Origin of the sequence: Bacillus sp. FSL W8-0116 (assembly GCF_038003825.1) — a bacterium.
Classification (GTDB): Bacteria; Bacillota; Bacilli; order Bacillales; family DSM-4216; genus Bacillus_O; species Bacillus_O smithii.
The window spans coordinates 1,939,559-1,966,193 of sequence record NZ_JBBOPY010000001.1 but is presented as its reverse complement, the minus strand read 5'-3'; the positions used below and the strand labels follow the sequence as shown (position 1 = coordinate 1,966,193).

Below are 26,635 nucleotides of genomic sequence, written 5' to 3'. Positions count from 1 at the left end.
CCTTTTAATCTGTTGGTATTTGCAAAGATTGATCGATGATGTCATTCAATCGGGATGACTGCCCCGTTAAAAACAAATAGCCGATCAGTGCTTCAAAAGCAGTGCTGTAGCGATAGGTTTGCACATCGGTATTTTTCGGAACCGTGCCGGATTTTGCATTTCTTCCCCTTTTTACTATAGACAACTCCGTTTCGGAAAGAACGTGATCATCGATCAATTTTTTCAAAATCATAGCCTGCGCTTTGGCTGAAACATAATGAGTGGCAGCTTTGTGCAGACGATTCGGTTTTACATATCCGTTTACTAAAAGATGTCGGCGAACATATACTTCATAGATCGCGTCGCCCATATAAGCCAGCGCCAGTCCATTTAATTGTTCAGCGTCCTCCATTTGTTCAAATTCCATCATTCTTTTATCCTCTTTTCCATCTCGTCCCTTGCGGCGTATCTTCCAAAATAATATTCATATTCTTTAATTGATCCCTAATTTCATCCGCCAGCTGAAAATTGCGCTCCTTGCGTGCTTGGTTCCGCTTTTCAATCAGCTGCTCGATCTCTTCATCCAGCCACTCATTCACTTCCAGCTTCAATCCCAAGATGGAAAAGAGATCTTCGAATTCTTTCATAAACGTGGAAATGACTTTTTCAGACGTATGTTTCTCCATCAAATAGTAATTGGCTTGCCGAGACAGTTCAAACAAAACCGAAATGGCGTTCGCCGTGTTGAAATCATCATCCATTTCCTTCACAAACTCATCGTGAAGCTTTTGAATTTTTTCCATCCATTCATGATCATTTTCGGTTAAATTGGTACTGGCTTCTTTCCTGTGTTTTAAATTTTGATAAGAAGTTTTCAACCGTTCCAGCGATGTTTTAGCGTTTTCCAGCAATTCTTCGCTGTAATTGATCGGATGGCGGTAATGGACAGACAGCATAAAAAACCTCAATGCGTCGGGATCATGCTTTTGAATAATATCATGGACCAAAACGAAATTTCCTAGCGACTTGGACATCTTCTCATTATTAATATTAATATAACCGTTATGCATCCAATAACGAGCAAATGTCTTGCCGGAAAGAGCTTCTGATTGAGCAATTTCGTTTTCGTGGTGAGGGAACGTTAAATCTTGCCCTCCCGCATGAATATCAATAGTATCTCCTAAATAATGGCGAGCCATCGCCGAACATTCAATATGCCATCCGGGACGTCCTTTTCCCCACGGGCTATCCCAAGAAATTTCGCCTTCCTTTGCCGCTTTCCACAACGCAAAATCAAGAGCGTCTTCTTTTTTCTCGCCAACCTCGATCCGGGCTCCCACTTTCAATTCATCAATGGATTGATGGGAAAGCTTCCCGTAGTCTTTAAACTTTCTCGTGCGGTAATAAACATCACCGTCTACTTCGTAAGCATAACCTTTCTCTTCCAACGTTCGAATAAATTCAATGATGATGTCCATATTTTCCGTAACTCGAGGATGAATGTCCGCCCGTTTGCAACCGAGGGCTTCTACATCTTCAAAATAAGCGTGGATAAACCGATTGGCAAGTGTCGGGACATCTTCTCCCAGTTCTCTTGCCGCCCGTATCAATTTATCATCCACGTCTGTGAAATTGGAAACGTATTGGACATCATATCCACGAAATTCCAGATATCTTCGCACTGTATCAAAGACGATCGCGGGGCGGGCGTTTCCGATATGAATATAATTGTATACGGTCGGACCGCACACATACATTTTCACTTTTCCTTCTTCCAGGGGAACGAAGGTTTCCTTGCGTCTGGTGAGCGTATTATAAAGTTGAATTGGCATTTTCTTTTTCCCCTTTCCGCAGGTTTTCGATTTCCTCTCGAAGTCTTTTAATTTCCTGTTCCATTTCATGTATTCGATCAGAAATTGGATCCGGCAAATCACGGTGATTTAAATCTTTTTTGATCTTCTTTCCATTTTGGACGACAATTCTTCCGGGGATACCAACCACCGTGGAGTTCGGGGGAACATCTTTTAAAACAACAGAACCCGCCCCAATTTTAGAATTCTCGCCAATCGTGATCGAACCGAGGACTTTTGCGCCTGTGGCGATCAACGCATTATCTTTAATGGTTGGATGGCGTTTTCCTTTTTCCTTCCCTGTGCCGCCGAGAGTAACACCTTGATAAAGTGTCACATTATCACCAATTTCACAAGTCTCGCCAATCACAACTCCCATTCCATGATCTATAAATAATCTGCGGCCAATTTTGGCTCCAGGATGGATTTCAATTCCGGTAAAAAAACGGCTTATTTGCGAAATCACTCTCGCAAGAAAATAAAACTTTCTTTTAAACAAAGCATGCGCAATTCGATGAGCCCAAATGGCGTGCAAGCCAGAATAAGTCAAGATGACTTCAAGATAGCTTCTTGCAGCTGGATCTTGTTCGAAAACCACTTCAATATCTTCTTTTAATGTTTTAAACATTCAGCTCTCCTCCTTTACATTCATGATTTTGTACAGCTAATTACTGCTCTTGCTTCCTTATCAAGATTAGCAATAAAAGCAGATCCTGTATTCGGCTATGACTTTTATTGTCGTTTATTAGGTGCTTTTTCTTCATCCCGATTTTTTATTTTCATGCAAAAAAGGAGACTAATTTGGCTAAGCATTCAGCTTTTTAAATAGCCAGCTGCAAACAAGAAACCCCCTCCCCTTTATGCAAAAAAGCGTCCCTGTAAAAGACAGAGACGCTTTCAGCGCGGTTCCACTCTGTTTGAGAACATCAGCCGACTGGCCTGTTCCCCAAACTCAATTCCTGTAACGGAGGCTGCCGCCGCATCTTACTTTAACCCTATCAGGCATTTCAGATGCGGACTCCGAGGTGCATTTCGAAAACCGAGAGGTTTAAACCACTTTCAGCCGATGATGGTTCTCTCTGTCAAACATCGGTTTCTACTTCTCCTCATCAACGCTTTATCCTTTATAGTATTCAATATATTGTTTTTCGAAAAATAATGTTAACGAAGAAGATTTTCAATTCGTTCAACCACTTTGTCTTTTCCGAGAAGCTCAATCGTGTTCGGAAGTTCAGGACCGTGCATTTGCCCCGTCACAGCCACACGAATCGGCATGAACAGCTTTTTCCCTTTATGGCCTGTCTCTTTTTGAACAGCCTTAATCGTCTTTTTAATTTCAGCAGCTTCAAACACATCGAGTTCACGAATTTTATTTAAAAAGGATTCTAGGACTTCCGGCACTTGCTCTTCGGAAAGAATGGCCTTTGCGTCTTCATTATACTCAATTTTATCTTTAAAGAACAGCTCGGATAGCTCTACAATTTCCGCTCCATAGCTCATTTGTTCTTGATAAAGAGCGATTAATTTTCTTACCCATTGTTCTTCATCCGGAGACAAGTTTTCCGAAACGCGACCCGCTTTAATAAGATGTGGAAGAGACAACTCCACTACCTTGTCCAATTCCAGCTGTTTCATATATTGGTTATTCATCCACATAAGCTTTTGCTTGTCAAAAACAGCAGGAGATTTAGAAAGACGGGCCGGGTCAAAAATTTCGATGAACTCTTCTCTTGAGAAAATTTCTTCTTCTCCTTTTGGAGACCATCCCAATAATGCAATGAAATTAAACAACGCTTCCGGCAGATAGCCAAGTTCTTCATACTGTTCGATAAACTGAATAATGGATTCATCGCGTTTGCTCAATTTCTTGCGGTTTTCATTGACGATCAAAGTCATATGACCAAATTTCGGCGGCTCCCAACCAAAAGCTTCGTAAATCATCAATTGTTTAGGCGTATTAGAAATATGGTCATCACCGCGGAGAACGTGAGTCATGCCCATTAAATGATCATCGATCGCAACCGCAAAATTGTATGTCGGCATTCCGTCTTTTTTCACAATGACAAAATCGCCGATTCCGTCCGATTCAAAAGACACATGGTCTTTGACAATATCATCAAATTCATATATTTTTCCTTCTGGCACGCGAAAACGAATGCTAGGCTGACGTCCTTCCGCTTCCAAAGCTTCCTGCTGTTCTTTTGTTAAATGGCGGCATTTACCCGAATATCTCGGCATTTCTCCTCGGGCAAGCTGAGCTTCCCGTTCTGCTTCTAATTCCTCTTCCGTACAATAACATTTATAAGCAAGACCTCTTTCTAACAGGTCTTCATAATATTTTTTGTATATATCCGTGCGTTCCGACTGACGGTATGGCCCATATGGACCGCCGATATCAACACCTTCATCCCAGTCCATTCCAAGCCATTTTAGATATTTTAACTGACTTTGCTCGCCGCCTTCTATATTCCGTTTTTGGTCGGTATCTTCAATCCGGATCACAAACTTTCCGCCTCGGCTTCTGGCGAATAAATAATTAAACAATGCGGTGCGTGCATTTCCAATATGCAAATGTCCTGTCGGGCTCGGAGCATATCGCACACGTATTTCACTAGCCATTATTTGAATGCCTCCTCTTGAATTCAAACGCTAATCGATTCGATGTATGTTTCTGCCGCCGTTGTTTCGACTCTTTTGCTGAAAAAGCAGAAAACAGAAACTGCCATCTATCCTGATCAATAAAAATTCTCTATACGTTTTCTTCCTGTAGTATTTTATCATCTTTGCCTTATTGAATAAAGGTTATTCTCATTCTTTCTCAATCAGGACCACAGCCAAAGAAGCAATCCCCTCTCCTCTCCCGGGGAATCCCAGTTTTTCCGTGGTCGTAGCTTTGATATTTACTTGGCTGATATCTGCTTCTAAAATTCTTGCAATGTTTTCCCGCATTTGTCCAATGTAAGGGGCCATTTTAGGCTTTTGAGCGATGATAGTGCCATCGACATTGCTCAATCGGAACCCTTTTTCTTGCACCAATTTCCATACATGGGAAAGCAAAAAAGATGAGTCAGCATCTTTAAAAGCAGGATCTGTATCAGGAAAATGGGATCCTATATCTCCTTCTCCAATAGCCCCTAAACAGGCGTCTGCTATGGCATGCAGCAAAACATCCGCATCTGAATGACCCAGCAGTCCTTTTTCATAAGGAATACGGACACCGCCTATTATCAAAGGCCGGTTTTCCACCAATTGATGAACATCAAATCCTTGTCCCACTCGAAACATTTCTTTTAACTCCTTTGTCATTGTTCATTCAAACGTTTGTTTAAAATAGCTTCAGCAAAAAATAAATCTTCTGGAGTCGTCAATTTAATATTATCATAATCTCCTTCGACAATTTGAACCGGAATTCCAAGCCTTTCTACTAAGGAAGAGTCATCCGTGCCTAGAAAAGAATCCCGTTCTGCCGCTTCGTGTGCCTCTAACAAAATTGGCACACGAAAAGCTTGTGGCGTTTGTACTGACCACAAGCTTGATCGATCAATCGTTTCAGACACCAAACCATCTGTCCCTTTTTTGATCGTATCTTTCACAGGAACAGCAGCGATCGCAGCAGGAAACTCCGTTAACCGATCCACTAATCGATGAATGACGTTGATGGTGATAAAAGGACGGGCTCCATCATGGACAAGAACAGCCTTGCAGTTTTTTAACATATTCAAGCCGCTTCGAACACTATGCTGTCGTTCTCGTCCGCCCGCAACGATGGACTGAACCTTTGTAATTCCGTGTTGTTTCACCAATGATAAAAATATTTCCTTTTCCTCTGGTTGAGTGGCTAAAATAATCCCTTCACACCAAGGATCGCTTTCAAAAACTTTTAAAGTATGAACAATCACCGGCAAGCCGCGCAATTCCATCAACAATTTGTTCTTTTTGGCTCTCATCCGTTTTCCTTGCCCGGCTGCCGGAATGACTACTTGATAATTCATACTTATCCAACTCCATTATCGCTTATAATGCTTTTTCTAATAATTTAGGTTTGGCAAAAATCATTCGTCCCGCAGATGTTTGCAAAACGCTTGTGACTAGAACGTCAATTTGTTTTCCGATAAAGTCTTTTCCTTCCTCTACCACAATCATGGTTCCGTCATCTAAATAAGCAACGCCTTGATTATGTTCTTTCCCATCTTTAATCACTTGAACGTTAATTTCTTCACCCGGAAGAACAATTGGCTTCACGGCATTAGCTAAATCATTAATATTCAAAACCGGAACTTTTTGAAATTCACATACTTTGTTTAAATTATAGTCATTTGTGACAACGATTCCGTTCATTACTTTTGCCAGTTTCACAAGCTTGCTGTCCACTTCTTGGATTTCTTCAAAATCTCCTTCGTAAATCTGAACTTCAATTGGGAGTTCTTTTTGAATTCGGTTTAATACATCCAGCCCTCTTCGTCCCCGATTTCTTTTCAGCGCATCCGCCGAATCGGCGATATGCTGAAGCTCTTCAAGAACAAATTGAGGGATCACGATCACACCTTCCAAAAATCCAGTCTGGCAAATATCCGCAATTCTGCCATCAATGATGACACTCGTATCCAAAATTTTAAATGTTTTCCGTTCAGGCGATTCGGGCTCGCTTTCCTTTCTTCTGCTTACTCTATTCGACGTAAATAATGCTTTGATTTCATCTCTTTTCTTAAAACCCACTTGAAAACCTAAATACCCTAAAAGCAAAGTCAAAAAAATCGGGGCAACTGTATTAATGATGGGAATTTCAATTTTGTTGAGCGGGATCCCTAATAAATAAGCGACAATCAACCCCACAATCAGCCCAACACATCCTGATATCATATCCACAACCGGCATTTTAACCAACCGGTCTTCGATCCATTTTACAAAATTCACAACATAATCCACAGCCCAGAAAGTCAATAAATAAAATATAATGGCTCCTAAAACAGTAGTTGTGTATGGATTGTACAATAATCTTGTCTCAGGCAATTTCAATAAATGAAATAATTCCGGCAAAACAAACAGACTTAATGTTCCACCCAAAATGATAAAAATGGCTTGCACAATACGTCTTAGCATGTACAACATTCACCTCCTCTTTACCATTATAAACACTTTTCTTTTATTATAACCTTTGCAAAGAGAATAATTTTTTTATTATAACATAGATGAAAAATTTTCTTTACATTTGAAAAATTTGCCGTCTAATTTCAGGAAAATCTTAGTAACTTGAGAGTAACATCCCACAATGCAACTGTCAATTTAAATGAATGCCTCTCTCTATAATTGACGATCAGCTAACATTTGATCCTTTATTAACTTTAATCCTTCTTTTATTTTTCGCGCCCGCACTTCTCCAATCCCTTCTACGTCATCTAGTTTATCGACATCCGCTTTCACAATTTCCGGCAGCCATTTAAACTTTGAAATTAAATTTTCGATGATGACGATAGGAAGGCGCGGAATTTTTCTTAAAGCGCGATAGCCTCTGGGACATATTCCTTCTTCGATCGGAACGTGGCCCGAAAAACCAAGAAGCTTTAATAAAACCGAATCATCCAGCAGTTCATTCGTCACCAGCTCTTGAAATTTGGAGAGTACTTCAAACGGTTTAACTTGACGGTCTTTTGAATAGTCGCGAATAATCAGCATGGCTTCGTCTTCCATGTCAGACAGCAATTCATTCATCTGCAGTTGTATCAGACGCCCCTCCACACCAAGCTCGTTTAAATAAGCCAACAATTCTTTTTTAATCCGCAGAACCATTTCAATTTTATGGAGAACTTGCAAAACATCGCTATATGTAACCAATTCCTCAAATTCCAGCATGGTCAAATTGGCAATGGCTTGATCGAGGACCATTTTATATTTTTCCAAAGTTTGTATGGCTTGATTCGCTTTAGTCAAAATGACTCCAATGTCTTTTAGCGCGTAACGGAACTTTCCCTGATATAAAGTAATGACATTTCTTCTTTGTGAAATCGCAATGACTAATGAATTCGTTTGCCTGGCGACTCTCTCAGCCGTCCGATGGCGCATCCCCGTTTCCGATGAAGGAATGGACGAATCAGGAGCAAGATGGGCATTCGCCAAAATGACTTTCGTACCCGTTTCATTCAAAATAATCGCTCCATCCATTTTGGCCAATTCATATAAATTGCTCGGTGTGAAATCACAATCTATATAAAAGCCGCCATCTACCAATTCTTTCACTTTCTCATTGTAGCCCATGACAATTAGGCCGCCCGTTTTGGCTCTTAAAACATTGTCTATCCCTTCACGAATAGGTGTTCCAGGAGCCACTAATTTTAGAATATCTGAGATGTTTTTCTCCTTTTTATCCTCCATTCTCTATCCTCCCAACGCATACTCCAATGCTTCTTCTACTGTTGAAACTCCAATCACCTCTATTTTCCCTGGAGTATTCCAACCACCAAGATTATGGGCCGGAATAATGACACGGGAAAATCCCAGCTTTTCTGCTTCTCGCACTCGCTGTTCAATTCTCGTTACCCTTCTGACTTCGCCGGTTAATCCTACTTCTCCAATTATACAATCTGTTGATCGTGTCGGCTTGTCGCGGAAACTGGACACAATGCTGACAGCAACCGCTAAATCAATGGCAGGTTCATCAAGCTTGACTCCCCCAGCCACTTTTAAATAAGCATCTTGATTTTGAAGAAGAAGGCCGACCCTTTTTTCCAATACCGCCATTAAAAGAGACACTCTATTATGATCGATCCCTGTGGCCATTCGACGCGGATAATTAAAACTGGTCGGTGCTATCAATGCCTGTATCTCAACCAACACGGGGCGTGTCCCTTCCATAGAAGCAACTACCGTTGACCCCGATGCACTTTGCGCACGCTCCTCCAAAAAGATTTCCGACGGATTTTCCACCTCTATGAGTCCGGTTTCCTTCATTTCAAAAATTCCCATCTCATTTGTAGAACCAAAGCGATTTTTAACCGCTCTTAAAATGCGGTAAGAATGATGCCGCTCCCCTTCGAAATAAAGAACTGTATCAACCATATGCTCCAAAATTCTAGGACCGGCAATCGAGCCTTCTTTCGTTACGTGCCCTACAATAAAGATAGCCATTCCTTGGACCTTCGCCATTCTCATGAATTCAGCCGTACTTTCCCGCACTTGGGAAACGCTGCCCGGGGCGGAAGTAACTTCAGGGTGGTAGACCGTTTGAATCGAATCAATGATGACAAATTCTGGATTTAATTGATCGATCGCAAGGTTTATTAATTCCAAATTGGTTTCTGAATAGATATAGAGATTGCTAGAATCCACATTCAAGCGATCCGCACGCAGTTTGATTTGTTTCGCCGATTCTTCTCCGGATATATATAAAACTTTATGGCCCCCGCTCGCTAGCTGTCTGGAAATTTGCAGCAACAATGTCGACTTTCCGATACCCGGATCTCCTCCGATTAAAACAAGAGAGCCGGCGACGATTCCTCCGCCTAAAACACGGTTGAATTCTTTCATATTGGTTGTCGTTCTAGGCTCTTCCGTTGATTGTACTGTAATGAGCGGTGATGGCTTCGAAATCCGCGAAGATTCGGAATGAATAAATGTTTTCTTTTGTCGCCCCGTCATATCCACTTCTTCCACCATTTGGTTCCATTCCCCGCATCCGGGACATCTCCCCATCCATTTCGGCGATTCATATCCGCATGATTGACAAATAAATTTTGTTTTTTTCTTTACCATATGGATCCTCTTCCTTTATATTATGAACACATTTGAACATTCATGTGAAACAATTCATTTCCTCTGGAATTTGCCTTACAGATGTGTGAGATTATTATAACAATCCAAGATAAAAAAGAGGTACACGGATGCTTATCATACGCGTACCTCTTGTTGATTTCCCCCCTGGACAGACATCATCCTCAAATTTCCTTGGGAAAAGGTCCTTTATTCAAAAGCCTGATAACTCCCTGACCTGCTAACTGATAACTTTAACGAAGCCAAATAACTTTCGATATCTCCGGGCATCAAAGGGAGGTTGTAACGGCTTTAGATCCGAATTCTTCCAGAATCGGGATAGGGTACTTTTTAGATGTCATTCCATTACTCCAATTGACGGTTGTTTTGTTTTTACTACGAATTCGTTATTTTCCACGTCAATCACGACATTTTGTCCTGGATGGATATTGCCTTTTAAAAGTTCTTCCGACAGCCGATCTTCAATATGTTTCTGGATCGCCCGACGCAACGGACGAGCTCCATATTCAGGATCGTATCCTTCTTCGGCAATTTTCTCTTTTGCTTTATCGGTCAGTTCAAGCTCAATATGCTGCTCTTTCAAACGTTTGGTTAATTGATCAGACATTAACGAAACAATCTGTTTCAATTGATCTTTTTCCAACGAATGGAACACAATAATTTCGTCAATTCGATTTAAAAATTCAGGACGAAATGCTCTTTTGAGTTCTTCCAGCACTTTCCCTTTCATATCTTTAAATTCCTGCTCGCCGTCCTGAATATTAAATCCAACATACTTGTTTTTCTTCAACGCTTCAGCGCCCACATTGGACGTCATTATCAGAACTGTATTCCGGAAATCAACCGTTCTACCTTTTGAATCAGTTAAACGGCCGTCTTCTAATACTTGAAGAAGAATGTTGAAAACATCCGGATGCGCTTTTTCAATTTCGTCTAGCAATATAACAGAATATGGCTTACGTCTAACCTTTTCTGTTAATTGTCCGCCTTCCTCAAATCCGACATAACCAGGAGGAGAACCAACTAAACGAGAAGTCGAATGTTTCTCCATATATTCTGACATATCGATTCGGATCATAGCATCTTCATCGCCAAACATGGCTTCCGCCAATGCTCTAGCCAGCTCTGTTTTCCCAACTCCGGTCGGTCCGAGGAAAATAAAGGAGCCGATTGGACGTTTTGGATCTTTTAATCCTGCCCGTGCACGGCGAACAGCTTTAGCCACCGCTTTTACAGCTTCTTCCTGGCCAATGACCCGCGAATGTAAAATCTCTTCAAGATTTAACAATCTTTCTGTTTCAGTTTGTGCCAGTTTGGAAACAGGGATTCCTGTCCAGCTGGAAACAACTGTCGCAATATCTTCAACCGTCACTTCGCTGTTTTCTTTTCCTTGTTTTTCTTTCCAAGATTTTTTCGTTTCTTCCAACTGCTCGCGCAATTTTTGCTCAGCGTCTCTTAAAGAAGCTGCTTTTTCAAATTCTTGGCTTTGTACAGCTGCATCTTTTTCTTTTCTAATTTCTTCAAGTTTTTGCTCCAGTTCTTTTAAATTCGGAGGAGTGGTAAAGGAGCGTAATCTTACTTTCGAGCCTGCTTCATCAATAAGGTCAATCGCTTTATCCGGCAAGAAACGATCCGAAATATAACGATCCGATAATTTAACCGCCGCTTCAATCGCTTCATCTGTAATGGATACACGGTGATGTGCTTCGTAGCGATCTCTTAGCCCTTTTAAAATTTGAATCGATTCTTCAATGGTCGGTTCATCTACTTGAATAGGCTGGAAGCGTCTTTCCAAAGCAGCATCTTTTTCGATATATTTGCGATATTCATCTAATGTTGTTGCTCCAATACATTGCAACTCGCCTCTTGCCAATGCCGGCTTCAATATATTGGATGCGTCAATGGCGCCTTCTGCTCCTCCCGCACCGATTAAAGTATGGAGCTCGTCGATAAACAAAATAATATTTCCTGCTTGCCGGATTTCATCCATGACTTTTTTCAAACGGTCTTCAAATTCTCCTCGATATTTCGTTCCGGCTACAACGGTCCCCATATCCAATGTCATAACTCGTTTATCACGAAGAGTTTCCGGCACTTCATTATTGACTATTTGTTGGGCTAATCCTTCCGCAATGGCTGTTTTCCCAACACCCGGTTCACCAATCAATACTGGATTGTTTTTCGTTCTGCGGCTTAACACTTCAATCACACGTTGAATTTCTTTACTGCGTCCGATCACAGGATCAAGTTTTCCGTCGCGAGCAATAGCTGTCAAATCTCTAGCCAAGCTATCCAGTGTCGGCGTATTGGCATGGGCGGACGATCCTGATGCATGCCCATGCGTTTCATTGCTTCCTAAAAGCTGCAGCACTTGTTGACGAGCTTTATTTAAACTAATTCCTAAATTGTTCAATACGCGGGCCGCAACACCTTCGCCTTCTCGGATCAACCCGAGTAAAATATGCTCGGTTCCAACATAAGAATGTCCCAGTTTTCTGGCTTCATCCATTGAAAGCTCAATTACTTTTTTAGCCCTTGGCGTATAATGAATGGTTTGGGCGACTCCTTGGCCTTTCCCAATTAAATTCTCCACTTCATTCTGAATTTTTTCAGGGCTCAAACCTAAACCGTAAAGAGCCTTCGCCGCAATTCCTTCGCCTTCCCTTACCAACCCTAATAAAATATGCTCGGTTCCGATATTATTGTGTCCAAGACGGATTGCCTCTTCTTGAGCTAATGCCAGAACTTTCTGAGCCCTTTCGGTAAATCTCCCAAACATCATCTCTTTTCTCCTCCTTTAATATCCATGTTCCTGTCTTAATTTTTCCCGAATCAATGTCGCTCTGCGTACATCTCGTTCCTCGGGGCGAAGCGAAGCTCCTGCATACTGTTGCAAAAATCCCGGCTGAGTTAAAATCAATAATTCATTTAAAACATTCTTAGAAATAGTATTAATATAACCTAAATCTATACCTAATCTAACATCGGAAAGACATTGAGCTGCTTCTTTTGATTCAATAATACGCGAATTGGCCAACACTCCATAGGAACGGAAAATCCTGTCTTCCAATTGTATATGATTTGTTTTGACCAATGCTTCTCTAGCGGATCTTTCTTGATCAATAATTTGGGAAACAACGCTTATTAAATCGTTAACGATTTCCTCTTCTGATTTCCCTAATGTCAGCTGATTAGAAATTTGGAATAAATTCCCCACTGATTGGCTTCCTTCACCATAAATTCCTCGGACGACCAGTCCTAATTGATTAATTGCCGGAATGATCTGATTCATTTGTTGAGTCATGACAAGTGCCGGAAGATGAACCATGACGGATGCGCGAAGGCCGGTGCCAACATTTGTGGGACAACTCGTGAGATAGCCGATTTTTTCGTCAAAAGCATATGGAACTTTTTCTTCGATCAAATCATCAATTTGGTTGGCTTTAACTAAAGTTTCCTTTAATTGTAATCCAGAAGCCAGGCATTGTATACGAATATGATCTTCTTCGTTCACCATAATGCTGATATCTTCATTTTCTGACAAAAAAACAGCTCCGTAATTGGTACCTTCTGCGAGAAGAGGACTAATGAGATGCTTTTCTACAAGCACTCTTTTTTGAAGCGGCTGCAGTTCATTCATTAACAGCAATTCCAGAGGATTTTCATTCATCCCGGGAAACCTTTTTAAAGCCTCTCCCACTTCATGCACGACTTTCATCGCCTCATCGCCAGAAAAAACGGTAGGAAATTGATGATTTTCTAAATTCCGAGCCAGCCTGATTCGGGAACTCAATACGATGTCAGAGTGAGGGCCTTCGTTTTTCATCCAAGAACTTACAGCATGATTAATAAATTTCTCAAGAGACATGATTTTCTCCTCCCTCTTGATTGATTTGACTTTCAAGAGAGCGAATTTCATCACGGACTTGCGCCGCTTTTTCAAACTCCTCTTTAGCTACTAACGACTGAAGTTGCTGCTTCAAATGGGCAATTTTCTTTTTTAAGTGCAGGGCTCCTCCTTTTCGTTTAGGGATTTTGCCATGATGAGCATTATTTCCTCCATGTAGTCGTTTTAATATAGAATCTATATGGTCCGCAAACGTTTTGTAACAATGCGAACAGCCAAATTTCCCTGTATTCACAAATTGTTGAAACGTCATATGACAATAGTCGCATTGCAATTCATCCGGCTGAACAAAAGGATTCTGATCTACCTTTTGAAAAACAGGCTCAACGTTAAACAATCCCGCTAGAAGGTTGTTAATGGAAAACCCTTGGCTTCCTCCAAAAAAAGAAAATTCCCCTTTTTCTTTTGCACAATGCTCACACAAATGAAATTCTGTTTTTTCTCCGTTAATGATCTTTGTGAAATGAAGAGTGGCTGGGCGCAGATGACATTCCTGGCATATCACAATATTCACCTCTCCATTACTTGAATTTTAAAGTTAAAAGCATCGCCTTAAGCATTCTCGCTCTTAACTCGTCCCGCTCCGGCAAATCAATATATAAAACAGAGCGATCCATAACACTGATCATAATTTTGGCTTCCCTTTTGGAAATAACCTCTTCTTCCACTAATCTATATACAATCTGTTCGGCGTTCGCTTGAGAAATTCGATTCCCGACTAAGGAAATCAACTGGTCTATTAAGTGGGATTGATCATGAGTCTGAACTTTCATGATGCGTATATATCCACCGCCGCCTCTTTTGCTTTCCACTAAATAGCCTCTTTCAATCGTAAATCTTGTGTTTATCACATAATTAATTTGAGAAGGGACACATTGAAATTTATCGGCAATTTCACTTCTTTTTATTTCTACAATTTCACTTTCGCTCATTTCTAAAACTTTTTTTAAGTAATTTTCAATAATGTCCGATATGTTTCTCACCAAGCCTCCTCCTCTTCTGACTTTGACTATATTTGACATTAATTATAACGGAAATAACTCTTGTTTGGCAATTTTTAAGTATGTATGATCCGCTTTTTCATAACAAAAAAATGAATGCTGCAAATCGACTTGCCGCAAAAGTCATTTCTCTTTTCAATTATTTTACTGTAGATGAGCAAATTCGCTAACATAAATTTACAACCAAACAAAAAAGAAGACATGAACCCGATTCCTTGGTTAGAATAGATGTGCCACAACTACTCACAAGGGGGTTCATGTCTCATGAATAGATTAGCACATCACCTAGGAATCCACAAGTTTTTGACGATGTTGGGGTTGGCACTTTATTTCTCAAAACCTGTCATGAAGCATCTCGTTCATATCGTGGATGCGATGATTACAAAGGGCTTTTCGGGAACACTGACCGATCTACATCACGGGAGTTTTCATCCGAACCATCGCACGACACTCAGCCATTTTTTCACGAAAAGCCCATGGGAAGAAGAGACGTTGCTTCGCAAACTCCAGCAGTGGGTGCTTCATCGTGTCGAACGCAGCTCGAAACGAGAGAATCAACCCATTTTTGTTTCGATCGATGATACGATTTGCCAAAAAACGAAGCCCTCGTCACGGGCAACACACGCCATTCAAGGGTGTGATTGGCACTATTCTCACGCAGAGAAAAAGTCGATCTGGGGACATTCTCTCGTTTGGCTCATGGTTCATACGATGACCCAAGCGTTTCCTTTTGCCTTTCGCCTCTACGACAAGACGGCGGGGAAAAGCAAAGGGGAACTCGCGATCGAGATGCTTTCTTCGTTGGATGTGAGTCGACCCGTTTATGTGCTCATGGACTCTTGGTATCCATCGAAAACCCTCGTGGGAGCCTGCTTGAAAAAAGGGTTCCACGTCATCGCGATGCTCAAGACGAATCGGATTCTCTATCCAAAAGGGACGGCCATTCAAGCAAAGGAATTTGCCAAATCTATGGAGCCACGGGATACCCGCCTCGTCACGGTGGGAAAAGAGCGTTATCGGGTGTATCGCTACGAAGGTGCTCTGAACGGTCTCAAGGATGCCGTGGTGCTGCTCGCATGGAAAGCCGATCAGCCGATGACACCGAAACATCTTCATTGCGTCTTGAGCACCGATCGCGAGCTAAGCGATGAAGACATCTTGTGCTACTATGCCGAGCGTTGGTCGATCGAATGTTTTTTCCGTCAAGCGAAAGACCAGCTGAAACTCGATGGATACCGCGTTCGCGGGCGTCGGGCGGTGAAACGGTATTGGATCTTGGTGCAACTTGCGTATGTGTACAGCATGTTCGAGTCGAACAGTGATGTTTCGGATGGGCTCGATCTCCTGCGCAAGAGAAAAGGACATAGCCTCGTGGAGTTCATTTATCGTGCAGCAAAACAAAATATTCCCATTGATGCCGTGAAAAAACAGCTCCACGTGGCATAAGGGGTACCCCGTTTGTCTCTTTTTCGTATGGTAATCATTGTTAATAAAAATGCTCATCTACAGTTATTTTATTCTTACGATCAATAATGTTAACAATTCTCGGCCATTTTATTCTTTTTTGGCGCAAAAAGAAAAGAACAAATTAAAAAATACTAGATTTTGCTCGATAATTGAGTACGAAAAAAGGGGATTAGCACCTCCTGTCCGATAGACGGCGTTTCAATGAAATTTAACGCAAATAAATTGCTCCCATTCTTGGTGCACAAAAAAACCCATTACGATTGTAATGGGATTTTCTGCCTGGCAGCGTCCTACTCTCGCAAGGGGAAACCCCTCACTACCATCGGCGCTGAAGAGCTTAACTTCCGTGTTCGGGATGGGAACGGGTGTGACCTCTTCGCCATCGCCACCAGACGGTATGCAGTTGTCGGAACGATTGTTCCTTCAAAACTAGATAGAAGAAGCAGTTTCACCGATTTCGCGCTTTCTTTTGGTTAAGTCCTCGATCGATTAGTATCCGTCAGCTCCACGTGTCACCACGCTTCCACCTCGGACCTATCTACCTGATCATCTTTCAGGGATCTTACTTTCCGAAGAAATGGGAAATCTCATCTTGAGGGGGGCTTCATGCTTAGATGCTTTCAGCACTTATCCCTTCCGCACATAGCTACCCAGCGATGCCTCTGGCGAGACAACTGGTACACCAGCGGTGCGTCCATCCCGGTCCTCTCGTACTAAGGACAGCTCCTCTCAAATTTCCTGCGCCCGCGACGGATAGGGACCGAACTGTCTCACGACGTTCTGAACCCAGCTCGCGTACCGCTTTAATGGGCGAACAGCCCAACCCTTGGGACCGACTACAGCCCCAGGATGCGATGAGCCGACATCGAGGTGCCAAACCTCCCCGTCGATGTGGACTCTTGGGGGAGATAAGCCTGTTATCCCCGGGGTAGCTTTTATCCGTTGAGCGATGGCCCTTCCATACGGAACCACCGGATCACTAAGCCCGACTTTCGTCCCTGCTCGACTTGTAGGTCTCGCAGTCAAGCTCCCTTCTGCCTTTGCACTCTGCGAATGATTTCCAACCATTCTGAGGGAACCTTTGGGCGCCTCCGTTACCTTTTAGGAGGCGACCGCCCCAGTCAAACTGCCCACCTGACACTGTCTCCCACCCCGATCAGGGGTGCGGGTTAGAATTTCAGTACAGCCAGGGTAGTATCCCACCGGCGCCTCCACCGAAGCTGGCGCTCCGGCTTCCAAGGCTCCTACCTATCCTGTACAAGCTGTACCAAAATTCAATATCAGGCTGCAGTAAAGCTCCACGGGGTCTTTCCGTCCTGTCGCGGGTAACCTGCATCTTCACAGGTACTATAATTTCACCGAGTCTCTCGTTGAGACAGTGCCCAGATCGTTACGCCTTTCGTGCGGGTCAGAACTTACCTGACAAGGAATTTCGCTACCTTAGGACCGTTATAGTTACGGCCGCCGTTTACTGGGGCTTCGGTTCGCACCTTCAAGCAAAGCTTTAAGCGCTCCCCTTAACCTTCCAGCACCGGGCAGGCGTCAGCCCCTATACTTCGCCTTACGGCTTCGCAGAGACCTGTGTTTTTGCTAAACAGTCGCCTGGGCCTATTCACTGCGGCTTCTCGGGGCTATGCACCCCAAAAAGCACCCCTTCTCCCGAAGTTACGGGGTCATTTTGCCGAGTTCCTTAACGAGAGTTCTCTCGCACACCTTAGGATTCTCTCCTCGCCTACCTGTGTCGGTTTGCGGTACGGGCACCTTTTTCCTCGCTAGAGGCTTTTCTTGGCAGTGTGGAATCAGGAACTTCGGTACTATATTTCCCTCGCCGTCACAGCTTGAGGTGAGTGGCAACGGGATTTGCCTCGCTGCCCCTCTCACTGCTTGGACGCACATCCAACCGTGCGCTTACCCTATCCTCCTGCGTCCCCCCATCGCTCAAACGGAAAAGAGGTGGTACAGGAATATCAACCTGTTGTCCATCGCCTACGCCTGTCGGCCTCGGCTTAGGTCCCGACTAACCCTGAGAGGACGAGCCTTCCTCAGGAAACCTTAGGCATTCGGTGGAAGGGATTCTCACCCTTCTTTCGCTACTCATACCGGCATTCTCACTTCTAAGCGCTCCACCAGTCCTTCCGGTCTGGCTTCTCTGCCCTTAGAACGCTCTCCTACCGCGGACACCCGAAGGTGTCCACCCGCAGCTTCGGTGATACGTTTAGCCCCGGTACATTTTCGGCGCAGAATCACTCGACCAGTGAGCTATTACGCACTCTTTAAATGGTGGCTGCTTCTAAGCCAACATCCTGGTTGTCTAAGCAATTCCACATCCTTTTCCACTTAACGTATACTTTGGGACCTTAGCTGGCGGTCTGGGCTGTTTCCCTTTTGACCACGGATCTTATCACTCGCAGTCTGACTCCCAAGGATAAGTCGCTGGCATTCGGAGTTTGTCTGAATTCGGTAACCCGATGAGGGCCCCTAGTCCAAACAGTGCTCTACCTCCAAGACTCTTCCCTTGAGGCTAGCCCTAAAGCTATTTCGGAGAGAACCAGCTATCTCCAAGTTCGATTGGAATTTCACCCCTACCCACACCTCATCCCCGCACTTTTCAACGTGCGTGGGTTCGGGCCTCCAGTAAGTGTTACCTCACCTTCACCCTGGACATGGGTAGATCACCTGGTTTCGGGTCTGCGACCCCATACTCATGCGCCCTGTTCAGACTCGCTTTCGCTGCGGCTCCGTCTTTTCGACTTAACCTCGCATGAGATCGCAACTCGCCGGTTCATTCTACAAAAGGCACGCCATCACCCGTAAACGGGCTCTGACTACTTGTAGGCACACGGTTTCAGGTTCTCTTTCACTCCCCTCCCGGGGTGCTTTTCACCTTTCCCTCACGGTACTGGTTCACTATCGGTCACTAGGGAGTATTTAGCCTTGGGAGATGGTCCTCCCAGCTTCCGACGGGATTCCTCGTGTCCCGCCGTACTCAGGATCCACCAGGGAGGGAACGAAGTTTCGACTACAGGGTTGTTACCTTCTCTGACGGGCCTTTCCAGACCTCTTCGTCTACCTCGTTCCTTTGTGACTCCACCATTGGTGTCCTACAACCCCAGAAGGCAAGCCTTCTGGTTTGGGCTGTTCCCGTTTCGCTCGCCGCTACTCAGGGAATCGCTGTTGCTTTCTCTTCCTCCGGGTACTTAGATGTTTCAGTTCCCCGGGTTGCCTTCCTTACCCTATGGATTCAGGCAAGGATGCTGCCCCATTACGGGCAGCGGGTTTCCCCATTCGGAAATCTCCGGATCAACGCTTACGTACAGCTCCCCGGAGCTTTTCGGAGTTAGTCCCGTCCTTCATCGGCTCCTAGTGCCAAGGCATCCACCGTGCGCCCTTTCTAACTTAACCATGTTGGTTCTATCCTAGATGGCGATACTCGGTTTATGCTGCTTCTTTCTTCTATCTAGTTTTCAAGGAACAAGTGCGAAGGATGAAATCCTTCAAAACTGAACAAAACGAAAGCGTACAATTGATATCTGTCCAGCTCCGGCTCCTAGGTGCTCGAGGTCACAATCCATCTTGCTGCGGTGGTTGAAATACTACCTCCTCGCAAGCTGTCTTGTGCTTGTCGCACCTGAACAGTCGCCTCTGCTTTTCTTCTTCCTTAGAAAGGAGGTGATCCAGCCGCACCTTCCGATACGGCTACCTTGTTACGACTTCACCCCAATCATCTGCCCCACCTTCGGCGGCTGGCTCCCGTAAGGGTTACCTCACCGACTTCGGGTGTTGCAAACTCTCGTGGTGTGACGGGCGGTGTGTACAAGGCCCGGGAACGTATTCACCGCGGCATGCTGATCCGCGATTACTAGCGATTCCGGCTTCATGCAGGCGAGTTGCAGCCTGCAATCCGAACTGAGAATGGTTTTTTGGGATTGGCTCCACCTCGCGGTTTCGCGACCCTTTGTACCATCCATTGTAGCACGTGTGTAGCCCAGGTCATAAGGGGCATGATGATTTGACGTCATCCCCACCTTCCTCCGGTTTGTCACCGGCAGTCACCTTAGAGTGCCCAACTGAATGCTGGCAACTAAGGTCAAGGGTTGCGCTCGTTGCGGGACTTAACCCAACATCTCACGACACGAGCTGACGACAACCATGCACCACCTGTCACTCCGTCCCCCGAAGGGGAACCCTCTATCTCTAGAGGTAGCGAAGGATGTCAAGACCTGGTAAGGTTCTTCGCGTTGCTTCGAATTAAACCACATGCTCCACCGCTTGTGCGGGCCCCCGTCAATTCCTTTGAGTTTCAGCCTTGCGGCCGTACTCCCCAGGCGGAGTGCTTAATGCGTTAGCTGCAGCACTAAAGGGTGGAAGCCCTCTAACACTTAGCACTCATCGTTTACGGCGTGGACTACCAGGGTATCTAATCCTGTTCGCTCCCCACGCTTTCGCGCCTCAGCGTCAGTTACAGACCAGAGAGCCGCCTTCGCCACTGGTGTTCCTCCACATCTCTACGCATTTCACCGCTACACGTGGAATTCCGCTCTCCTCTTCTGCACTCAAGTCTCCCAGTTTCCAATGACCCTCCACGGTTGAGCCGTGGGCTTTCACATCAGACTTAAGAGACCGCCTGCGCGCGCTTTACGCCCAATAATTCCGGACAACGCTTGCCACCTACGTATTACCGCGGCTGCTGGCACGTAGTTAGCCGTGGCTTTCTGGTCAGGTACCGTCAAGGTACCGCCCTGTTCGAACGGTACTTGTTCTTCCCTGACAACAGAGCTTTACGATCCGAAGACCTTCTTCGCTCACGCGGCGTTGCTCCGTCAGACTTTCGTCCATTGCGGAAGATTCCCTACTGCTGCCTCCCGTAGGAGTCTGGGCCGTGTCTCAGTCCCAGTGTGGCCGATCACCCTCTCAGGTCGGCTACGCATCGTCGCCTTGGTGAGCCGTTACCTCACCAACTAGCTAATGCGCCGCGGGCCCATCTGCAAGCGGCAGCTTGCGCCGCCTTTCAACCTTCCTTCATGCGAAGGAAGGTATTATCCGGTATTAGCCCCGGTTTCCCGGAGTTATCCCCGTCTTGCAGGCAGGTTGCCCACGTGTTACTCACCCGTCCGCCGCTAACTTTCAAAAAGCAAGCTTCTTGAAAGTTCGCTCGACTTGCATGTATTAGGCACGCCACCAGCGTTCGTCCTGAGCCAGGATCAAACTCTCCAAAAAGAAATTTGACTTGGCTTGTTTCTATCGAAACATTGATTTACGCTTCGTTTTGTTCAGTTTTCAAGGATCCATTCTGTTCGCAAATCAGCGACCTTTATATATTATCACTCTTCTCACACAACGTCAATACTTTTTTTGAAAGATCTTTGATCGTGCGTGATTTAACAGCGACAACGAAAATAAATATATCACCTGTTCAGAAAATGCGCAAGTATTTTTTTAATAAAAAACGGCTGCTGAAAATAATGCACGCAGCAGTTTCAGCAGCCACAGTCTCTCTTAATCTCTTTGACGCATTAATGGGAAAAGCAGCACATCCCGAATGGACGGTGAGTTGGTTAACAACATAACCAAGCGGTCCACACCGATTCCCAAACCGCCTGTAGGCGGCATTCCGTATTCCAGAGCTTCCACAAAATCTTCATCCATCATATGAGCTTCATCATTGCCTTGTTCGCGTTCTTTTAACTGAGCTTCAAAACGCTGACGCTGATCAATCGGGTCATTTAATTCCGTAAATGCATTGGCATGTTCGCGACCAACAATAAACAATTCAAAGCGATCCGTAAATCTTGGATCTTTTTCGTTTTTCTTAGCCAAAGGAGAAATTTCCACAGGATGGCCATAAACAAAAGTAGGTTGAATGAGTTTGTCTTCCACTCGTTGTTCAAAAAATTCATTAACAATATGACCGAATTTCATATTATCTGTTATCTCAATATTATGTTCTTTCGCCAACGCACGAGCCTCTTCATCGCTCATTTGTTTCCAGAAGTCAACGCCTGTATATTCTTTAATAGCATCGACCATGTGCAGACGTCTCCACTCAGGGGTAAGATCAACCGTATGTTCCCCATACTGGATAACTTGAGTTCCCAGCACTTCTTGCGCTATATGAGAGATTAAATTTTCTGTAAGCTTCATGATATCCGTATAATCAGCATAAGCTTCATATAACTCTATCATGGTGAACTCGGGGTTATGACGAGTTGAAATCCCTTCGTTTCTAAAAACTCGTCCGATTTCATATACCTTTTCTAACCCTCCAACAATTAGGCGCTTTAGATGAAGCTCAATGGCAATGCGCATATACAAAGGCATGTCCAAAGCGTTATGATGAGTAATAAATGGACGGGCTGCTGCTCCTCCGGCAATCGCATGCATCATAGGCGTTTCTACTTCAAGGTAGCCGTGAGCATCCAAATACCGGCGCATCGATTGAATGATTAAGCTTCTTGTAATAAACGTTTGTTTGCTTTCAGGATTGACGATTAAATCCAAGTAGCGCTGGCGGTAGCGTTGTTCGACATCTTTTAATCCGTGGAATTTATCAGGGAGCGGGCGAAGAGATTTGGTTAAGAGTTCAAAGTGGTCCACTTTGATCGATAGTTCATCGACTTTTGTTTTAAAAACAGTACCTGTAACGCCAACGATATCTCCTAAATCTGCTGTTTTAAACAAATCGTATTCGCTGTCTCCAACATTATCTTTGCGTACATAAATTTGAATTTGGCCGGTCAAATCCTGTATATGAGCAAAACCTGCTTTCCCTTTGCCGCGTTTTGTCATAATTCTTCCGGCCACCGCTACTTTTACGTTTTTATTCTCTAATTCTTCATTTTCAAGAGCTTCATATTCAGATCTTATTTCTTGAGATAGATGCGTGCGTTCGAAGCGTTTGCCGAACGGATCGATTCCTTTACTGCGAAGAGATTCTAATTTTTCTCTTCTTACAGCAAATTGATCATGTGTATCTTCATGACTCATTTTTTTCACTCCTACATCTGATATTTATTTATTGATGGTCGCACGTTTATACATTTACGATTGTGCATGTTCTTCATATATAGACATCCCTATTATTTTATAATTTATTTGTCCCAAATAGCAATGTTTATGGAAAACTTCCTTACAAAAAAACTGCCAATAAGTTGGCAGTTTCTATTCATCCTGCTTGAACAGATTGTTTTTCTTCTAGTTCTTCCACAAAAGAAGTCAGCAGATTGACGAGTTCGTCTCGAGTCGTGCAGGCATTAATCGCATTTCTGACTTTGGCGTTTCCGCGAATTCCTTTTAAATACCATGACGCGTGTTTTCTCATTTCTCTAACAGCAATTTCTTCATTTTTCAAAGCAATCAAACGATCCAAGTGAAGAATGCAGACATCGATCTTTTCTCTCGGGGTAGGTTCACCAATTAACTCTCCAGTTTCGAGATATTTAACGGTCCGATAAATCATCCAAGGATTCCCAAGTGCTGCTCTCCCTATCATGACGCCATCGCAGCCTACTTCTTCAAGCATTCTTTTTGCATCCTGCGGCGTACTGACATCACCGTTACCGATGACAGGGATGCTTACAGCTTGTTTTACTTCACGGATAATGTCCCAGTTTGACGTGCCTTCGTACATTTGAGCTCTTGTTCTTCCATGAACGGCAACCGCTTGTCCACCTGCGCGTTCTACTGCTTGCGCATTTTCCACTGCATAGATATGTTCCTCATCCCAGCCTATTCTCATTTTAACGGTAACCGGTTTTTCCACTGCGTCAACAACAGCGGCTACCATTTCATAAATTTTATTGGGGTCAAGCAACCATTTTGCCCCAGCATCACATTTTGTAATTTTTGGCACTGGACATCCCATATTGATATCAATAATATCAGCGTTCGTATTTTTATCAACGAACTTGGCCGCTTCTACGAGGGATTCTTTTTCTCCCCCAAAAATCTGCAGACTAAGCGGTTTTTCGCGTTCATCAATATAGAGCATGTTCATTGTTTTTTCGTTTTTAAAAATTATTCCCTTGTCACTCACCATTTCCGCATAAACAAGCCCTGCGCCAAACTCTTTTACTGTCAATCGAAAAGCCGAGTTGCAAACGCCAGCCATCGGCGCAAGAACCACCGGGTTTTTCATTTCGATATTTCCTATTTTAAGCATATGCTCTATCCCCTTTTACGTTTATTTAGTCGGAAGGGTTAAGCTCTTCCATTGAAATTTGCAGGCATTCAGCCACTTGCCTTAAAAAATCCTCTGTCGGCAAGCGGTTTCCCCTTTCAATCTCTCCTAAAACCGAAACCGAAATTCCTAATTCATTCGCCAATCCCTCTTGAGTATATCCCTTTAGCTTTCGAAAAGCGCGTATACGTCTTCCCCATTTATCTGTTTCCATAACCGTACCCCTTCTTTGTTTGGAATTTGTTCTAATATGTCAATTAAAGGTTTATCTATTGTCGGGATCTTTAAAAAAGGATCGATTTCTAAAATCGGAATAAGTACAAACAACCTTTCGTGCATTCGTGGGTGCGGTATGATCAAACGATCTGTTTTCCTATTTTCATTATTATAAAGCAAAATGTCAAGATCGATCGTTCTTGGCCCCCATTTTGTTTCTCTTACTCTCCCTAGCGACTTTTCAATTTCCAGGCAAGTTTCCAGCAATTCTTCGGCATCAAGCGATGTTTTTATTTTGACTGCCATATTTAAAAACTTCCCTTGATCAGTATATCCGACCGGATCCGTTTCATAAACGGAAGAAATGGCCAGAACGTTTATCTTCGGATGACAAGCCAATGCCTGAATGGCATGTTTCAAATAATTCATCCGATCGCCGAGATTTGAACCAAGCGATAAATATGCAATATTATTCATGATTTTCCCTGCCTCTAGTAATCTCTACCGCTACATAATTGTAATGGCCCGGGATGGGAGGATTGGGTTTCACCACCTTAATGGTGCATTCATTTACAATCGGAAACTTTTCTAATATTTGTCTAGCGATTGTCTCCGCAGCCGTTTCCACCAATCGAAAAGTCTGTTTCTCCATGATTTCTTTACAAACCATGTAAACTTCAGCATAATTGACTGATTGAGTTAAATCGTCTGTTTCTCCTGCTTTTTTTAAAGATAACCGTAATTCTGCGTCCACTTCGAACCGTTGTCCTAGCCGGTTTTCTTCGGGATAGACCCCGTGATAGGCGTAAAATCCCATCCCTTTTAAGATCACTTTATCCAATCCTCTCACCTTTTCCCATTAGTGCATCCATCATTTTCACCATTCGGCTGATCGGTTTCACATCGTGTACACGTACGATATGACATCCTTTTTGCATGCCAAATAAACAAGTTGCGCCTGTCCCTTCCATCCTTTCTTCTACCGGAAGGTCCAGCACATGCCCAATTACTCTTTTTCTAGAAGTAGCTAAAAGTACAGGATAGCCAAGAGCCACAATTTTATCGAGATTTTGCATCAACAGCATATCTTGATCTCTATCTTTTGCAAAACCAATACCCGGATCCAAAATGATTTTATCGTCGGGAACACCCGCTTTTTTCGCTATCTCAATACTTTCATATAAATCAAACAAAACATCTCTTACAAAATTTTCATAATCCATATTAGGGCGGTTATGCATCAAAATGATCGGCACTTTTTTTTCCGCTGCCACATCCGCAATTTCCGGGTCTTGTTTGGCCCCCCAAACATCATTAATTATATGGGCACCTGCTTCAATCGCTTCCGCTGCCGTCCTCGCCTTAAAGGTGTCAATGGAAATAGGCGCATCTACTCGCTTGGATACTTCTTGAATGACCGGAATCACCCTTCGCAATTCTTCCTCTATCGAAACAGGCTTATGGCCGGGACGTGTAGATTCTCCTCCTACATCGATAATCCCTGCTCCATCTTGTACCATCTCGATAGCATGAGATACTGCATCCTCCACCGAATAAAACTTGCCGCCATCCGAAAAAGAATCAGGGGTTACATTTAAAATCCCCATAATATACGTTTTTTTATCAAAATCGAACCGAAAGCGCCCCGCAAGCATTTTCATATGAATCATCCCCTTAGCACGTTAGAACTTCTCTTTTGGACTTATTGTAGCATAATTTTTGAAAAAACGATGGCAAATCAGATGCAAGCCGCGCGGGTGTTTTTATAAACCAAAAACAGCCCGTAATCAACGAAAAACTATTCATTGCTACTATTCATGTAAAGTTGTGGAAATCGATTCCGGAAGGTTTTTTGAGGGAAAATGATAGACTAATGCCCCGCGTTGTTATTCCTACGAGCTTAAGGGGGGTTGATGGATGCAAGGAAATACAGGGATCGAGTAGGAGGGAGCGATTAACTCCCGTCCTCTCACACCACCGTACGTACGGTTCCGTATACGGCGGTTCAATTAAGATAATTGACGCAAGTCTTTATAACTTCCGTGAATAGCTATTCTCTTTATGCCAGTGGTCACTCCACCCTCCAAGAGGTCTCCCACGGGATTCACCGCTTCCTCCCTCAAGTGAGGTACTACGTTTTCTGTGTTCATCATGACTCACTGAATACCAAGGGCTATTCTCTCTTAATTGTTCGGTCCTTCTTAGTTGTTCTAGACCAACTAATACTATGACCTCTGCTGACTTCTGACGGTTCAGCTACTTATCACTAAGTAGG

General features: G+C 43.7%; 20 protein-coding genes, 3 rRNA genes and 1 other annotated feature. Of the genes, 1 reads left to right on the top strand and 22 read right to left on the bottom strand.

The features are described 5' to 3' along the window. Positions 1–4: 4 nt before the first annotated feature. The 13 genes from N1I86_RS09255 to N1I86_RS09195 form a co-directional block, all read right to left on the bottom strand. A complete protein-coding gene (locus tag N1I86_RS09255; RefSeq protein ID WP_003354806.1) occupies positions 5–409 on the bottom strand; it encodes a Mini-ribonuclease 3 in 405 nt (134 codons plus the stop codon). A 4-nt stretch (positions 410–413) separates the two neighbouring features. Continuing rightward, positions 414–1,811, bottom strand: coding sequence for a cysteine--tRNA ligase (gene cysS, locus N1I86_RS09250; RefSeq protein ID WP_341096013.1), 1,398 nt, complete (start codon positions 1,809–1,811; stop codon positions 414–416). Further along, a complete protein-coding gene (gene epsC, locus N1I86_RS09245; RefSeq protein WP_003354808.1) occupies positions 1,792–2,457 on the bottom strand; it encodes a serine O-acetyltransferase EpsC in 666 nt (221 codons plus the stop codon). The genes cysS and epsC overlap by 20 nt, the downstream gene beginning before the upstream one ends. A gap of 256 nt (positions 2,458–2,713) precedes the next feature. Beyond that, positions 2,714–2,951 (bottom strand) — a binding site (T-box leader). 39 nt (positions 2,952–2,990) lie between these two features. Further along, positions 2,991–4,448, bottom strand: a complete 1,458-nt coding sequence (gene gltX, locus N1I86_RS09240; protein ID WP_003354810.1) for a glutamate--tRNA ligase — start codon at positions 4,446–4,448, stop codon at positions 2,991–2,993. A 189-nt stretch (positions 4,449–4,637) separates the two neighbouring features. Then, the gene (gene ispF, locus N1I86_RS09235) at positions 4,638–5,114 is read right to left on the bottom strand and encodes a 2-C-methyl-D-erythritol 2,4-cyclodiphosphate synthase (RefSeq protein WP_327804292.1); all 477 of its coding nucleotides are present in this window, start codon (positions 5,112–5,114) and stop codon (positions 4,638–4,640) included. A 17-nt stretch (positions 5,115–5,131) separates the two neighbouring features. Beyond that, positions 5,132–5,821: a 2-C-methyl-D-erythritol 4-phosphate cytidylyltransferase gene (gene ispD, locus N1I86_RS09230; protein ID WP_341096010.1), complete on the bottom strand. Its 690-nt coding sequence runs from the start codon at positions 5,819–5,821 to the stop codon at positions 5,132–5,134. A 22-nt stretch (positions 5,822–5,843) separates the two neighbouring features. After that, positions 5,844–6,929: a PIN/TRAM domain-containing protein gene (locus N1I86_RS09225; RefSeq protein WP_341096008.1), complete on the bottom strand. Its 1,086-nt coding sequence runs from the start codon at positions 6,927–6,929 to the stop codon at positions 5,844–5,846. A gap of 201 nt (positions 6,930–7,130) precedes the next feature. After that, positions 7,131–8,198 carry a DNA integrity scanning diadenylate cyclase DisA gene (disA, locus tag N1I86_RS09220; protein ID WP_341096005.1) on the bottom strand — a complete coding sequence of 356 codons (1,068 nt, stop codon included), beginning with the start codon at positions 8,196–8,198 and terminating at the stop codon, positions 7,131–7,133. A gap of 3 nt (positions 8,199–8,201) precedes the next feature. Continuing rightward, a complete protein-coding gene (gene radA, locus N1I86_RS09215; RefSeq protein WP_341096003.1) occupies positions 8,202–9,575 on the bottom strand; it encodes a DNA repair protein RadA in 1,374 nt (457 codons plus the stop codon). 355 nt (positions 9,576–9,930) lie between these two features. Beyond that, positions 9,931–12,375, bottom strand: coding sequence for an ATP-dependent protease ATP-binding subunit ClpC (gene clpC / locus N1I86_RS09210; protein WP_341096001.1), 2,445 nt, complete (start codon positions 12,373–12,375; stop codon positions 9,931–9,933). 15 nt (positions 12,376–12,390) lie between these two features. Continuing rightward, positions 12,391–13,461 (bottom strand): protein arginine kinase, encoded by a 1,071-nt coding sequence (locus N1I86_RS09205; protein ID WP_048622356.1) that lies wholly within the window; start codon positions 13,459–13,461, stop codon positions 12,391–12,393. Beyond that, positions 13,451–14,005, bottom strand: coding sequence for a UvrB/UvrC motif-containing protein (locus N1I86_RS09200; RefSeq protein WP_003354818.1), 555 nt, complete (start codon positions 14,003–14,005; stop codon positions 13,451–13,453). Before N1I86_RS09200 ends, N1I86_RS09205 begins: the two co-directional genes overlap by 11 nt. 16 nt (positions 14,006–14,021) lie before the next feature. Beyond that, the gene (locus tag N1I86_RS09195; protein WP_371836624.1) at positions 14,022–14,486 is read right to left on the bottom strand and encodes a CtsR family transcriptional regulator; all 465 of its coding nucleotides are present in this window, start codon (positions 14,484–14,486) and stop codon (positions 14,022–14,024) included. A 279-nt stretch (positions 14,487–14,765) separates the two neighbouring features. Here N1I86_RS09195 and N1I86_RS09190 point away from each other — a divergent pair, with 279 nt between their 5' ends. Then, positions 14,766–15,947 carry an IS701 family transposase gene (locus N1I86_RS09190; protein WP_003353085.1) on the top strand — a complete coding sequence of 394 codons (1,182 nt, stop codon included), beginning with the start codon at positions 14,766–14,768 and terminating at the stop codon, positions 15,945–15,947. 298 nt (positions 15,948–16,245) lie between these two features. On the opposite strand, the gene rrf is transcribed toward N1I86_RS09190, so the two are convergent. The 9 genes from rrf to folP form a co-directional block, all read right to left on the bottom strand. After that, positions 16,246–16,361, bottom strand: a 5S ribosomal RNA gene (rrf, locus tag N1I86_RS09185). Between the two features lie 76 nt (positions 16,362–16,437). Then, a 23S ribosomal RNA gene (locus tag N1I86_RS09180) occupies positions 16,438–19,370 on the bottom strand. A gap of 260 nt (positions 19,371–19,630) precedes the next feature. Then, a 16S ribosomal RNA gene (locus N1I86_RS09175) occupies positions 19,631–21,185 on the bottom strand. The 16S, 23S and 5S rRNA genes sit together here, the layout of an rRNA operon. Before the next feature lie 279 nt (positions 21,186–21,464). Next, positions 21,465–22,952 carry a lysine--tRNA ligase gene (gene lysS, locus N1I86_RS09170; protein ID WP_341095999.1) on the bottom strand — a complete coding sequence of 496 codons (1,488 nt, stop codon included), beginning with the start codon at positions 22,950–22,952 and terminating at the stop codon, positions 21,465–21,467. Positions 22,953–23,130: 178 nt separating this feature from the next. After that, on the bottom strand, positions 23,131–24,126 hold the full coding sequence (dusB, locus tag N1I86_RS09165) for a tRNA dihydrouridine synthase DusB (RefSeq protein ID WP_270584646.1): 996 nt from the start codon (positions 24,124–24,126) through the stop codon (positions 23,131–23,133). Between the two features lie 25 nt (positions 24,127–24,151). After that, positions 24,152–24,358 (bottom strand): helix-turn-helix domain-containing protein, encoded by a 207-nt coding sequence (locus tag N1I86_RS09160; RefSeq protein WP_003352282.1) that lies wholly within the window; start codon positions 24,356–24,358, stop codon positions 24,152–24,154. Next, positions 24,310–24,837: a 2-amino-4-hydroxy-6-hydroxymethyldihydropteridine diphosphokinase gene (folK, locus tag N1I86_RS09155; protein WP_003352283.1), complete on the bottom strand. Its 528-nt coding sequence runs from the start codon at positions 24,835–24,837 to the stop codon at positions 24,310–24,312. The genes N1I86_RS09160 and folK overlap by 49 nt, the downstream gene beginning before the upstream one ends. Then, the gene (gene folB, locus N1I86_RS09150) at positions 24,830–25,201 is read right to left on the bottom strand and encodes a dihydroneopterin aldolase (protein WP_040340789.1); all 372 of its coding nucleotides are present in this window, start codon (positions 25,199–25,201) and stop codon (positions 24,830–24,832) included. Before folB ends, folK begins: the two co-directional genes overlap by 8 nt. Further along, positions 25,194–26,015 (bottom strand): dihydropteroate synthase, encoded by an 822-nt coding sequence (folP, locus tag N1I86_RS09145; RefSeq protein ID WP_081472993.1) that lies wholly within the window; start codon positions 26,013–26,015, stop codon positions 25,194–25,196. The genes folB and folP overlap by 8 nt, the downstream gene beginning before the upstream one ends. Positions 26,016–26,635 lie beyond the last annotated feature (620 nt).